This is a genomic window from Roseicyclus amphidinii, assembly GCF_030163755.1.
Lineage (GTDB): Bacteria > Pseudomonadota > Alphaproteobacteria > Rhodobacterales > Rhodobacteraceae > Roseicyclus > Roseicyclus amphidinii.
Genome location: NZ_JASJOE010000080.1, coordinates 1 through 12,497, shown reverse-complemented (window position 1 = coordinate 12,497; position 12,497 = coordinate 1). Strand labels below are relative to the sequence as shown.

The window sequence follows — 12,497 nt, the reverse complement described above, 5'->3', positions numbered from 1 at the left end:
CGCACGGGCTACGGGCGGCTGGTGGCGCTCGTGGCCGCGCGCACGCGCGACATCGCCGGGGCCGAGGATGCGTTGGCCGAGGCCTTTGCCACGGCGCTGCGGCGCTGGCCCGAAACGGGCGTGCCCGACAGCCCCGAGGCGTGGCTGCTGACGGTGGCCCGGCGCGCGGCGGGCAAGACCCGACGCGCGGCCGAGACAGCCGGGGGCGCGCGGGCCACGCTCGATATCCTGATGGAGGAGGCGATGGAGCGGGAGGTTCCGGAGTTCCCTGACGACCGGCTGAAGCTGATGTTCGCCTGCGCCCATCCGGCCATCGACCGTGGCGTGCGCGCGGCGATGATCCTGCAGACGGTGCTGGGGCTCGATGCAGCGCGTATCGCGCGGGCCTTCGTGGTGCCGCCCGCGACGCTGGGCCAGCGGCTCAGCCGGGCCAAGGCCAAGATCCGGGGCGCGGGCGTGCCCTTTCGCGTGCCGGGCAAGGGCGAGATCGAGGGGCGGCTCGACGATGTGCTGCTGGCGATCTACGCGGCCTACGGGCTGGGCTGGGAGGTGCCGGGCGGGCTGGCCGCGGGGCGCGCGGGCGAAGACCTTGCGGCCGAGGCGCTGTTTCTCGCGCGGCTGGTGGTCGAGCTGATGCCGGATGAACCCGAGCCTTTGGGCCTTCTGGCGTTGGTGCTTTATTGCGAGGCACGACGCGGAGCGCGGCGGGATGCAGCGGGCGGCTACGTGCCGCTGGCCGAGCAGGACCGCGCGCTTTGGGACGGCGCGATGGTGGCCGAGGCCGAGGCGACGCTGGAAGCGGCGGCGCGCATGGGGCGGCCGGGCCGGTTCCAGACCGAGGCGGCGATCCAGTCGGTGCAGGTGCAGGCCCCGCGCGGCCAGACCGGCGATCCGGCGGTGCTGTGTGCGCTCTACGATTTCCTCGTCTCGCGCTGGCCGAGCCTCGCCGCCGAGGTGTCGCGCGCCGTGGTGCATGGCGCGGCGCGCGGACCTGAGCGGGGGTTGCAGATGCTCGATGCGACCCCGACGGCACGCGTCGACGCCTATCAACCCTATTGGGCCGCGCGGCTTGAGCTGTGTCTTCGGGCCGGCGACCGCGAGGGCGCCGAGGCCGCCCGCGCGCGGGCGATGGCGCTGACCGACGACCCGGCGGTCCGGGCGTGGCTGGGCACCCGCGCTTAACGCGGCGCGGGGTTCAGCCCCTTGTTGAAGGGGTGCCAATCCGTGATGTCGGGGTAGTAGTGGCGACGCCATTCGCGCACCCGAGGGTTCATCACGCGCTTCCAGAGCGGCGGGATCATCGCGGCCATGGTCATGATCGGATAGCCAAAGGGCAGTTGCGGCGCGTCCTCGTCGCTGTGGTTCTGCAGCAGCGGAAAGCGGCGGTCGGGCTTGTAGTGGTGATCGGAATGCCGCTGCAGGTTGATCAGAAGCCAGTTCGACGCCTTGTGCGCCGCGTTCCAGCTGTGGCGCGGCAGGACATGTTCGTATTTCCCCTCGCCCAGGTGGCGGCGCGTCAAGCCGTAGTGCTCGATGTAATTGGTCAGCTCCAGCTGCCAGACGGCGATGAAGGCCTGGAAGACGAAGAGCGCGACGCCCATCCAGCCGCCAAGCGCGAAGGCCGCGACAAGGCAGGCCGCCTGCAACGCCCAGTAGCGCCAGAACGGGTTGGCGGGGTCGGTCCACGGCTTGCCCTTGCGCGCCAGCATCGCGCGTTCGGCGGCGAAGGCGCTGGTCAGGCTCTCGCGCAGCACGCGGGGAAAGAAGCGGTGGAAGCCTTCGTTGTAGCGTGCCGTCACCGGATCGCGCGTGGTGCCGACGTAGCGGTGATGGACCAGCAGATGCTCGGAGCGGAAATGCGAATAGAGCACGGTCGCCAGCAGCAGGTCGGCCAGCCAGCGCTCCAACCTGTTCTTCTGGTGCATCATCTCGTGCGCATAGGTGATCCCGATGGTTCCCGAGATCACGCCGACCCCGAAGAACAGGCCGAATTGCTCGGCCGTCGAGAGATGCGGCGCGCGGGTGGCATACCAGATCAGCGCGAAGATCGTGACGGCTTGCAGCGGGAACCAGACCAGCGTGACGAGGCGATACCAGAAGAGTTGTTCATCCGGCGTCTCGGGGTCGGCGTTTTCCAGCTCCAGCCCCAGCACGGCATCCAGACCGGTGAAAAGCCACCATGTCGACAGCGGCATCAGGATCAGCCACCAGCCGCCCTGCCCCGCGACGAAGGCGATCAACGGAAAAAGCCCCAGCGACAGCCAGAAGGGCAGCGCGCGGGTGATGCGGGCGACCTGTGCGGCGGGGGTCATGGGCCGGTCATCTCCTCGTCCTCCATGGCCGCGAGGATCACGCGCGGCCGGGCAATCGTCAATCCTCGGGCCACGCCCCTTGGGCAAGGTCCCAGGCCTTGCGCATCACGGTAGGCAGGCTTGCGGGCCGGAATGTGGCGCGCGGATGAAACTCGCCGCGGTCGGGTGTCGCATCCGTCGGCACATGGGCAAGGCGCAGCGCGAGGCGCAGGTGGAAATGGGTGAAGGTGTGGCGCACCTCGAGGCCCGGGTCGTGCCAAGGGACGTCCATCGGGGGCGCGTCCTGCGGCGTGTCCTCGGCCCAGTCGGTGCCGGGCCAACCCAGCATGCCGCCGAGAAGCCCTTTGTCGGGGCGGGTTTCCAGCAGCACCGCGCCGTCTTCACGACGCACCAGATAGGCGATGCCGAGGCGGGTGGGCTTGGGTTTCTTCGGCGTCTTGCGGGGCAGGTCGGCGGCGATGCCGGTCCGCCGCGCCGCGCAGAGCGACATCACCGGGCAGATGCCGCAGGCGGGCGATTTCGGCGTGCAGATCGTGGCGCCAAGGTCCATCACCGCCTGCGCGTAGCAGCCGGGGCGGGTGTTTGGCGTGAGCCGCTCGGCCAGCGCGCGCAGCTCGGGCTTGGACGCGGGGAGCGGCGTTTCGACGGCGAAGAGCCGCGACAGCACACGCTCGACATTGCCGTCCATGACGGCGGCGGGGCGGTCGAAGGCGATGGCCGCGATGGCCGCCGCCGTGTAGGGGCCGATGCCGGGAAGGTCGCGTAGCCCGTCCTCGGTGTCGGGAAAGATGCCGCCGTGATCGCCTGCCACGACGCGGGCGCATTTCAGCAGGTTCCGCGCGCGGGCGTAATAGCCAAGGCCTGCCCACTCGGCCATGACCTCGGCATCTTCCGCCTCGGCCAGCGCGGTCACGGTCGGCCAACGCGCGGTGAAGCGGTGGAAGTAGTCGCGGACGGCGGCGACGGTGGTCTGTTGCAGCATGATCTCGGACAGCCAGACCCGGTACGGATCGGGGCGTTCGCCCGCCGCCAGCGCCTCGGGCCCCACGCGCCAGGGCAGGGCGCGCGCGTGCCGGTCATACCACGGCAGAAGCGCCGCCGCCGGCGCATCATCGGAAAAGCCTTGGGATATCCCGTCACGCAAGGTTTATCTGCCCCCTCGCCGCCTGTTATTGGTTAGCATCGCGTTACGGCATAGATTGCCCATGAGCCGAAGAAAGCAACCCATGCCGCGCAAGCCCAAACAGCAGAAGACCGAACCGCCGCGCCGCCGCATGCGCGGCTTCGAGACGGCCGCGGCGCTTCTGTCGCGCGAGCTGAAGGCACCCGCCGAAAAGCGCGGCTTCGGCGAGGCGAAGCTCTTGACCCATTGGCCCGAGATCGTGGGCGAAGACCTTGCCGCCATCGCGCGGCCGGTGAAGATCACCTATGGCCGCGGCTTCGGCGGCACGCTGGTGGTGCTGACCACAGGCGCGAACGCGCCGGTGCTGGAGATGCAGAAGGACCGCATCGTCGAGCGGGTGAACGCCACCTACGGCTACCGCGCGGTGGCGCATGTCCACATCACCCAGACCGCCCCCACGGGCTTTGCCGAGGGGCAGGTCGCCTTTCGCAAGGCCCCGCCGAAACCCGCCCCGAAACCCGACCCCGCGCGGCTGGCCCGCGTGTTGGAAGGCATGGAGGGCATCGAGGACGCGGGCCTGAAACAGGCCCTCGCCCGCCTTGCAGAAAACGTGTTAACCCCGCGAAAAGCCTAAGGAGAGACATCCACCATGGATCGCAGGACCCTATTGATGGGCGCCGGAGCAGGCGCCGTTGCCGTCGGCGCCTACGCACTGCTGCGCCCCGGCCAAGGCCCCATGCCGCTTCTGCCGCAACCGGCCCATGCACAGGAAGCCGCGACCGGCTCACCCGAGGTGATCGAGATGGTCATCGGCTCGCCGGATGCGCCGGTGGAGGTGATCGAATACGCCTCGTTCACCTGTCCGCATTGCCGGACCTTCCACCAGAACACCATGCCCCGGCTCAAGGCCGAGTATGTCGACAGCGGGCAGGTGCGTTTCATCTACCGCGAGGTCTATTTCGACCGTCCCGGCCTCTGGGCCAGCATGGTCGCGCGCTGCGCCGGGCCGATGCGCTATTTCGGCGTCGTCGACCTGATCTACGAACGGCAGTCGGAATGGGTGCAGGGCAGCCCGGCCCAGATCGCCGAGAACCTGCGCCGCATCGGGCGCACCGCGGGAATGACGAACGAGCAGCTCGACGCCTGCATGACCGATGCCGAGATGGCGCAGGCGCTGATCACCTGGGAGCAGGCGAACCGCGAGGTTCACGACATCCCCGGCACGCCGCATTTCGTGATCGACGGCACGATGCATTCGAACATGAGCTTCGAGGAGTTCTCGGGCCTGATCGACGCGGCGCTCGCCGCGCAATGACGGCACCGCTCAGGGGCGTCCGCGTCCTCGAACTGGCGCGCATCCTGGCCGGCCCCTGGGCCGGTCAGACTCTGGCCGACCTCGGTGCCGAGGTGATCAAGGTCGAAGCGCCCGAGGGCGACGACACCCGCCGCTGGGGCCCGCCCTTCGTCGAGCGCGAGGGCGACCGCTCGGCCGCCTATTTCCACGCCTGCAACCGCGGCAAGCACTCGGTCACCGCCGATTTCCGCACCGAGGAGGGGCGCGCACGCGTGCTGGAACTGGCCCGCGAGGCGGATGTGCTGATCGAGAATTTCAAGCTCGGCGGTCTGGCGAAATACGGGCTCGATTTCGAGAGCCTTAGCGCGGTGAACCCCGGGCTGGTCTATTGCTCGATCACCGGCTTCGGGCAGACCGGGCCCTATGCGCATCGGGCGGGCTACGATTACATCATCCAGGGGATGAGCGGGCTGATGTCGGTGACCGGCGCGCCCGAGGGGCAGCCGCAAAAGGTCGGCGTCGCGGTGACGGATATCTTCACGGGGCTTTACGCCGCCAACGCGATCCTTGCGGCGCTGCACCTGCGCCAAGCGACCGGCACGGGCCAGCATATCGACATGAGCCTGATGGACACCGCCGTGTCGGTGATGGCGAACCAGGCGATGAACTACCTGACGACCGGGGTGGCGCCTGCGCGGATCGGGAACGCGCATCAGAACCTGACGCCCTACCAGGTCTTCGACTGCGCGGATGGCTGGATCATCATCGCCACGGGGAACGACGCGCAATACCGCCGACTTTGCAGCATCCTCGGGCTTGGCGACATGGCCGAAGACCCCGACTACCTGACCAACGCGGACCGGATCGCGCACCGCGCAGAGATGACCCGGCGGCTGACGGCGGCGACGTTGGGCTGGGCCAAGGCCGATCTGCTTGCGGCCTGCGAGGCCGAGGGGGTTCCGGCGGGACCGATCAACGACCTGGCCGAGGTCTTTGCCGATCCGCAGGTCGCCGCGCGCGGCGCGCGGATCGAGCTGGACGGGGTGCCGGGCGTGCGCCCGCCCTTCCGCTTCTCGGATGCGGAGGTGGCGCTGGAGCGGCCCGCGCCGCGGCTCGGCGAGGATGACGCGCGCGCGGGCTGGAGCCCACGGGACTGACCCCGCCCCCATGCGGGCGTCGCGGTCGGGCGAAGCCCGTTGCAAGGCGCTTTTCAAGGCGCTTGCAAGCGCCTTGCCGCCCGTGGCCGACCTTATCGCTGGATGGCCGGGGTCTGGTGGATGTGGCTGGCGTCCTCGGCGGCGTGGACGAGGAAATGCGCCACGTCGGCGCGGCTGATGATCCCCTGCCGCCAGGTCTCGGGCGCGACCAGCACCTTGTATCTACCGCTCATCACGGTGTCGTTCAGGATGCCCGGCCGGGCGATGGTCCAGTCGAGGCCCGAGCCCCTGATGAGCTCCTCCTGCACCGCCTTGTCGGCATAGGCGCGACCCAGGAACAGCTTGAAGGGGATCTTTTCCAGCGTCGACAACTTTGCCTCGCTGTCGCCCGCACCGAAGCCGGTCACGGCCAGAAGACGCCGCACACCCGCCGCCTCCATCACGGGGATGAGCGCCTGCGTGGCGCTGGAAAACAGTGTCGTGGGCTTCAGCACGCGCAGGTCGCGCGGCGCGCCGAGGGTGAGGATCACGGCATCGACGCCCGCGACGGCGCGGGCCAGCAACGCGGGATCGGTGGCATCGCCCGGCATCGCCTCGAAGCCCTCGGCCCGGGTCTCCATGCGGTCCGCGCCGCGGGCGACGGCACGCACCGAATGGCCGCGGGACAGGGCATAGTCCACGGTCTTGCGGCCGATCCCGCGGCTCGCGCCGATGACGGTCAGCTTCATGCGATGTCCTTTCGGATCGGGCGCGGGTCAGGCATGGCCGGCCTCGGAGGAGAGCGTCAGGGGCGAGATGCCGAGCGAGGCCAGCGCCGCCGCCCATTTGCCCTCCATCCGGGGGGCGAAGACGATCTCGGGCGTGGCCTCGGCGGTGAGCCAACCGTTGTCGCGGATCTCGCCCTCGAGCTGGCCGGGGCCCCATCCGGCATAGCCGAGCGCCAGCAGCGCCTGCTCGGGGCCGGTGCCGCGGGCGATATCCTCGAGCACGTCGAGCGTCGCGGTCATGGCGAAGCGGTCATCGACGGCAAGGCGCTCGTCGCGGTCGCCGTGATACTCCGCACTATGCAACACGAAGCCGCGCCGCAGCTCGACCGGGCCGCCGAAACCGACCGACAGGTCCGGCGTGGCCGGGCCGCGCGCGATCTCGAGCTGGTCGAGAAGGTCGCCGAGGCTGACATCCGGCATCGGCTTGTTGACGATCAGCCCCATCGCGCCCTCCTCGGAATGCACACAGAGGAACACGACACTGCCATGGAACCGCGGGTCGCCCATGTCGGGCATGGCGATCAGCAGTTTGCCGGTCAGGTCTTCGGGGCGTGCGCTGGCATCGGTCATGCCTGAAAGGATGGGGCGTGCGCCCCCGGCAATCAAGCGTGCCGCGGCAACCTGGCCACAGACAGACGCGTTTCGCCAAAACGTGACTTTTCATTTCATCTGCGACTGCCTAGCTCCGATGGGATGATTGACCGTGTCCGCAAAACCCTCGCCGCGCTTCTGGCCTGTGCGACCGCCCTTTCGGCGGCCCCCGCTTTCGCCGAGTTCGAGGGCCGGACGGCCGAGGACGTGGTGCATGTGTCCTTTCTGCCCGGTTGGCGGCTGCCGAACGGCAACCACATGGCCGCGCTCCGTATCGCGCTGGCACCGGGGTGGAAGACCTACTGGCGCGCGCCGGGCGAAGGCGGGGTGCCCACGGTGCTGCGCCTGACCGAGGCCGAGGGGATCACCGGCATGGCGATCCACTGGCCGCGGCCCGAGGTGTTCTTTACCAACGGGATGCGCTCGATCGGCTACCGCGACGACGTGGTGTTGCCGGTCGAGTTCGCCCTGAGCGAGGACGGAACGGTCGAGATCGCGGGACGGGTCGAGATGGGCGTCTGCCTCGATGTCTGCATGCCGGTCACGTTGGAGCTGGACGGCCTTCTGCCGCCCGGAACCGACCGCGTCCGCGAGATCGGGCTGGCGCTGTCGGATCGTCCCCTGACCGCCACGGAAGCCGGGGCCGGCACCGCCACCTGTGCGATCGAACCGATTTCGGACGGGCTTCGGGTGACGGTGTCGGCACCGATGCCGTCCACCGGCAACGACGAGACGGTGGTGGTCGAACACCGCGACCCGCAGATCTGGGTGTCGGAGGCGGTCACCCGCCGCGAGGGCGGCACGATCCGCGGAACGGTCGATGTGGTGCCCGCCGACAGCGGGCCGTTCGCGCTGAACCGGTCGGACCTGCGGATCACGGTGATCGGCACCCGAATGGCGGTGGAACTGGACGGCTGCACCGGGTGAGCGGCGGGCAGGTTGCCCGCCCTACGCGCTGCGGCGGCTGACCAGGTGAAGCGCGGCCGCGACCGTCCAGCCCAGCACGCAAAGCAACGCCGCCCCTGCAAGGAAGACCCCGAACGCCGGGCCAATACCCGTGCCCAGACCGGCCAGCGGTCCGATCATGCCGCCCGTCGCCAGTGCGCTGCCGAGCGTCGCGGCGAACAGCGCCGTCAGCGCCACGGCCAGCGCGCCAACGCCGAAACCCATCGCCGGATGCCGCGTGAGCGTGCCCGTGGCGCGGCGGAGCGCGGTGAACTGCTTGGCGAAATCCTGTTGCATCGCAAGGATCGCGGGCACGACCAGAAGCACGATCACCATGCCGAAGCCGAGGCCATAGACCAGCGTGATGACCGTGGGCTTCAGGAACTGCGCATCGGCCGAGCCTTCGTAGAGCAGCGGTGCAAGCCCCAGCACGGTCGTGAGCGTCGTAAGCAGCACGGGTCGCAGGCGGTCGCAGGTGCCGTCGACGATGGCGGGGATCAACCCACGCTCCTCGGCGTATTCGTCGATGGTGGTCACGAGAACGATGGAATCGTTGATGATGATGCCGGTCATCCCGATCAGCCCCACCACGGTGAACATCGACAGCGGCACATCCCACAGAACATGACCGTAGATCGCACCGACAAGGCCGAAGGGGATGATCACCATCACCACCATGGGCCGCGTCCAGCTGGCGAAGATCCACGCGAGCACAAGGTAGATCCCCAGCAGGCACAGGATGAAGCCGGTCATCGCGTCGTCGAGAAACGCGCGCTCCTGCTCGGCGAGGCCCGAAAGCTGGGTGGCGACGCCATAGCGCTCCTCGAGGCCGGGGATGATGACCTCCTGCAGCTCGGTCATGATCTCGGCGGCGCGGGCGGGGTCGTCCTCGGACAGGTCGCCGGTGACCGAGATCAGGCGCACGCCGTTCTCGCGCTGGATGGTCGAAAAGCCCTGCCGCGCGGTGACGGTGACGATGTCGGCCAGCGGCACGTATTGCCCCGAGGCCGAGCGCAGGAGCGTGCGGTCGAGGAAATCGGCGGTCAGCTCACCCGCGGGCAGTTCGACCCGGATCGAGGCGGTGCGCGGCCCGTCGGGATAGGTCGCCGCCTCGATCCCGCCGAGACGGTTGCGCAGAACGCGGCCGAGCGCGCCGATCTCGAACCCCAGCGCCTCGCCCTGCGGGGTCAGCTCGAGCGACAGCTCCTCGCGGTCATAGGCCATGCTGTCCTGCAGGCCCGAAACCTCGCCGAAGCGGCCCAGCTCGGTCTGAAGCGAGACCGCAGCCTCTTTCAGCGTGGCGGTGTCGGCGCCGAAGATCTGCACGTCGATGGCATCGCCGCCCGGACCGCCGCGGAACCCGCGGAAGCTGACGACCTCGGCCATGGGCAGCTGGCGCACCTCATCCTGCAGTTCGGCGACGAAGGCGAAGCTTGAATAGGGGCGCAGGTCGGCCTCGATCAGTTCGATGGCGATGGACCCGAGCAGGTCGGCGTCCTTGTTCTCGACCCCCGACAGCCCGCCGCCGGTGTTCCCGCCGATCTCGCCCATCACGTAGGCCAGCGGGTTCAGCCCGTGTTCAGCCTCGAGCCGTGCCGCCACGGCCTCGGTCGCGCGCTGCATCTCGCGCATCATCGCAAGACTGTCTTCGCGGGTGGCGCCGTCGAGCATGGCGAAGTTGCCCGAGACCGAACTGAGCTCGGGCGCATTGAAGAAGCGCCAAGTCACGTCGCCCCGGATGAAACTGGCCACCTGCGTGGCAAGGATCAGGATCATCGCAGCCAGAACCGGGTAGCGCGCGGCGATGACAAGCCGCATGGCGGGGCGGAAAAGCCGCTCCTTCACCCGGTCGAAGCCGCGGTTCACGAGGCGCGAGGGCATGTCATACCAATGCGTCTTCGCGGAATGGGCAAGCGCATGGGCCATGTGATTGGGCAGGATCAGGAAGCACTCGACCAGCGAGGCGATCAGCACGACGATCACGGTAAAGGGGATGTCGGCGATCAGGCTGCCGAAACGCCCCCCGACCGAGGTGAGCGCGGCAAAGGCCAGAACCGTGGTGACCGTGGCCGAAAAGACCGGCGCGGCCATGCGGCGGGCGGCGTTCTCGGCGGCGGTCACCGGGTCTTCGCCCAGCGTGCGGGCGCGGTAATCGGCGTGTTCGCCGACGACGATGGCGTCATCGACGACGATGCCCAGCGTGATGATCAGCGCGAAGAGCGAGATCATGTTGATCGTCAGCCCCGCCACCCACATCAGCGCGATGGCCGCGGTCAGCGCGACGGGGATGCCCGCCGCCACCCAGAAGGCGGTGCGCGCATTGAGGAACAGGAACAGCAGGCCCACCACGAGGGCGAGCCCCATCAGCGCGTTGTCCATCAGGATGTCGAGCCGCCCGGTGATCGCGTCGGCGCGGGTGCGGATCAGGTCGATGGTGGTGCCCTCGGGCAGCGTCGCCTGCATCTCGGCGGCGACCTCTTCGACGACGCCCTGGATGGCGATGGCATCGCCGTCCTCGGAGCGGTCGACGCGGATCGAGATGGCGGGGTTCTCGCCGACGAAATAGGCGCGCTCGCGGTCAACGCCCTCGGTCCTGACCACGGCGACATCGCCGATGGTCAGCGCCGAGCCGTCGGCATTGGTCCGCAGCGTCAGCGCTGCGATCTCGGGCGCGCTGCGCTGCGCGGCCCCGGTCCGGATGCGGGCATTGGCGGCATCCACATCCCCCGCGGGCGAGGTGGAGGCGGCAGCCGCGATCACCGCCGCGATCTCGGACATCGAGACGTCGTAGCGGATCAGCGAGGCCGAGGGCACCTCGACCACCGTTTGCGGGGCTGCAACACCGCGGATCGTGGCGCGGGTGACGCCCGCGTCGAACAGGCGCGCGGTGAATTCATCGGCGAAACGGCCCAGCTGCGCGGGCGCGACGGGGCCGGTGATGACCACGTCGGTCACGCGGTCCCACCATGCGCCGCGGCGCACCTCGGGGTCGCCGGCGTCTTCGGGCAGGTCGGTGATGGCGTCGAGCGCCTGCTGCACCTCGTCGGCGGCGCGCCCCATGTCCCAGCCCGGTTCGAACTCCAGCGCGATCGAGCTGCGCCCCTCGCGGCTGGTGGCCGAGGACCCGGCGACGCCGGGGACGGCCAGCAACACAGGTTCCATGACCGCGACGATGGCCTCGTCCACGTCCTCGGCGCCCGCGCCGTCCCATGTCACGACGATGTCGATCTCGTCCGAGACGACATCGGGGAAAAACTGCGCCCGCATCTGCGGGATCGCGGCAAGGCCTGCGACCACCATGAGCACCAGAAGCAGGTTCGCCGCCGTGCGGTGGCGGGTGAAATAGCCGAGGATGCCGGCACCGGCGGGGGGAAGGCTGCGCATCGGTCAGCTTCCCATCCGGCTTTCGAGGCGGTCGACCATCTGCGCCGGAACCTCGTCCTGTTGCAGCTGGTTCAGCATCCGCGCCTTGACGTCCTGCGGGATGAAGCCGTTGCCCTCGACGAAGGCGATCAGCCGCGCGCGGCGATCGGGGTCAAGCGCGATGGTCTCGGGCTCGGCGGGCGGGGCATCGGCGTCGCGGATCGGGTTGACGCGAATGCCCGCGCCAAGCGCGGGTGTGCGCGCGAGCACCACCTCGCGGCCCTGCAGGCCGCGGGCGCGGATCAGCACGTCATCGCCCTGACGGCGGAGAAGCTGGACCTCGACGGCGTCCAGCCGGTCGTCCTCGCCCAGCACGAGGAGCTGACCGTCGGACCCCAGCGCGGTTGCGGGCAGGCGGGCGACGAACTCGAGCGGCGGCTCTTCGACCTCGACGCGGACGAAATCGCCCACGCGCAGGCCCCGCGGGTCGTCGATGCGCGCAAACAGAAGGCGGCCCGATTGCCCCTCCTCCACCGCGCCGGATTCGCGGGTCAGCACGCCCTCGGCCACCATGTCGAGGCCGAAGACATCGAGGATCACGCGCACATCCACCTGCGGCAGGGTGCCGGTCTCGCCGATCAGCCGGACATATTGCGCGGTCGAGATGCGAAAGGACACTTCCAGCGCATCGGGATCGATCAGCCGTGCGACCTGCTCGTTGCGGTTCACAAGGCGGCCTGCGACGACATTCACCTCGGACAGCACCCCGTCGAACTCGGCGGTGAGCGTGGTGCGCGCCAGCATCCGCTCGGCCTCGGAGAGCGCGATACGGCGGCGATCCAGCGCGGTCTCGGCCTGCGCCACGCGCGCCTCGGCGCTGGCCAGCGCCTGACGGCGGCTGAGCACGGCCTGCTGGGCGGTGGCCGCGGCAAGCTCGGCGGTTTC

General features: G+C 69.5%; 11 protein-coding genes. 5 read left to right on the top strand and 6 right to left on the bottom strand.

All coding sequences use genetic code 11. The annotated features are described in order from the left end of the window. On the top strand, window positions 1–1,182 hold a 1,182-nt coding region (locus QQK83_RS17325; RefSeq protein WP_284266392.1), incomplete at its 5' end, for an RNA polymerase sigma factor. Here the strand turns inward: QQK83_RS17325 and QQK83_RS17320 are convergent. Both QQK83_RS17320 and mutY read right to left on the bottom strand, forming a co-directional pair. Further along, window positions 1,179–2,312 (bottom strand): alkane 1-monooxygenase, encoded by a 1,134-nt coding sequence (locus QQK83_RS17320; RefSeq protein WP_284266391.1) that lies wholly within the window; start codon window positions 2,310–2,312, stop codon window positions 1,179–1,181. The two genes, QQK83_RS17325 and QQK83_RS17320, sit on opposite strands and share 4 nt — an antisense overlap. A 58-nt stretch (window positions 2,313–2,370) precedes the next feature. Then, window positions 2,371–3,456, bottom strand: a complete 1,086-nt coding sequence (mutY, locus tag QQK83_RS17315; protein WP_284266390.1) for an A/G-specific adenine glycosylase — start codon at window positions 3,454–3,456, stop codon at window positions 2,371–2,373. Between the two features lie 82 nt (window positions 3,457–3,538). Between mutY and QQK83_RS17310 the strand changes: the two genes are divergently transcribed. The 3 genes from QQK83_RS17310 to QQK83_RS17300 are packed head-to-tail and all read left to right on the top strand — an operon-like array spanning window position 3,539 to window position 5,886. Continuing rightward, on the top strand, window positions 3,539–4,069 hold the full coding sequence (locus QQK83_RS17310; RefSeq protein ID WP_284266389.1) for a DUF721 domain-containing protein: 531 nt from the start codon (window positions 3,539–3,541) through the stop codon (window positions 4,067–4,069). A gap of 15 nt (window positions 4,070–4,084) precedes the next feature. Then, window positions 4,085–4,750 carry a DsbA family protein gene (locus tag QQK83_RS17305; RefSeq protein ID WP_284266387.1) on the top strand — a complete coding sequence of 222 codons (666 nt, stop codon included), beginning with the start codon at window positions 4,085–4,087 and terminating at the stop codon, window positions 4,748–4,750. Next, entirely contained in the window at window positions 4,747–5,886 is a 1,140-nt protein-coding gene (locus tag QQK83_RS17300) for a CaiB/BaiF CoA transferase family protein (RefSeq protein WP_284266385.1), read from the top strand. Before QQK83_RS17305 ends, QQK83_RS17300 begins: the two co-directional genes overlap by 4 nt. 92 nt (window positions 5,887–5,978) lie before the next feature. Here QQK83_RS17300 and QQK83_RS17295 read toward each other — a convergent pair whose 3' ends face one another. Both QQK83_RS17295 and QQK83_RS17290 read right to left on the bottom strand, forming a co-directional pair. Beyond that, window positions 5,979–6,614 carry an NAD(P)-dependent oxidoreductase gene (locus tag QQK83_RS17295; protein WP_284266383.1) on the bottom strand — a complete coding sequence of 212 codons (636 nt, stop codon included), beginning with the start codon at window positions 6,612–6,614 and terminating at the stop codon, window positions 5,979–5,981. Window positions 6,615–6,641: 27 nt separating this feature from the next. Further along, a complete protein-coding gene (locus QQK83_RS17290; RefSeq protein WP_284266381.1) occupies window positions 6,642–7,223 on the bottom strand; it encodes a YqgE/AlgH family protein in 582 nt (193 codons plus the stop codon). Window positions 7,224–7,346: 123 nt separating this feature from the next. Here QQK83_RS17290 and QQK83_RS17285 point away from each other — a divergent pair, with 123 nt between their 5' ends. Further along, window positions 7,347–8,171: a protein-disulfide reductase DsbD domain-containing protein gene (locus tag QQK83_RS17285; protein WP_284266379.1), complete on the top strand. Its 825-nt coding sequence runs from the start codon at window positions 7,347–7,349 to the stop codon at window positions 8,169–8,171. A gap of 21 nt (window positions 8,172–8,192) precedes the next feature. On the opposite strand, the gene QQK83_RS17280 is transcribed toward QQK83_RS17285, so the two are convergent. Beyond that, the gene (locus QQK83_RS17280; RefSeq protein ID WP_284266377.1) at window positions 8,193–11,573 is read right to left on the bottom strand and encodes an efflux RND transporter permease subunit; all 3,381 of its coding nucleotides are present in this window, start codon (window positions 11,571–11,573) and stop codon (window positions 8,193–8,195) included. A gap of 3 nt (window positions 11,574–11,576) precedes the next feature. After that, on the bottom strand, window positions 11,577–12,497 hold a 921-nt coding region (locus QQK83_RS17275; RefSeq protein WP_284266375.1), incomplete at its 5' end, for an efflux RND transporter periplasmic adaptor subunit.

Bases quoted from the DNA above. Each gene is read 5' to 3' on its own strand.
- QQK83_RS17320 (WP_284266391.1), bottom strand. From the start codon at position 2,312: ATGACCCCCGCCGCACAGGTCGCCCGCATCACCCGCGCGCTGCCCTTC.
- QQK83_RS17310 (WP_284266389.1), top strand. From the start codon at position 3,539: ATGCCGCGCAAGCCCAAACAGCAGAAGACCGAACCGCCGCGCCGCCGC.
- QQK83_RS17305 (WP_284266387.1), top strand. From the start codon at position 4,085: ATGGATCGCAGGACCCTATTGATGGGCGCCGGAGCAGGCGCCGTTGCC.
- QQK83_RS17300 (WP_284266385.1), top strand. From the start codon at position 4,747: ATGACGGCACCGCTCAGGGGCGTCCGCGTCCTCGAACTGGCGCGCATC.
- QQK83_RS17295 (WP_284266383.1), bottom strand. From the start codon at position 6,614: ATGAAGCTGACCGTCATCGGCGCGAGCCGCGGGATCGGCCGCAAGACC.
- QQK83_RS17290 (WP_284266381.1), bottom strand. From the start codon at position 7,223: ATGACCGATGCCAGCGCACGCCCCGAAGACCTGACCGGCAAACTGCTG.
- QQK83_RS17285 (WP_284266379.1), top strand. From the start codon at position 7,347: ATGATTGACCGTGTCCGCAAAACCCTCGCCGCGCTTCTGGCCTGTGCG.
- QQK83_RS17280 (WP_284266377.1), bottom strand. From the start codon at position 11,573: ATGCGCAGCCTTCCCCCCGCCGGTGCCGGCATCCTCGGCTATTTCACC.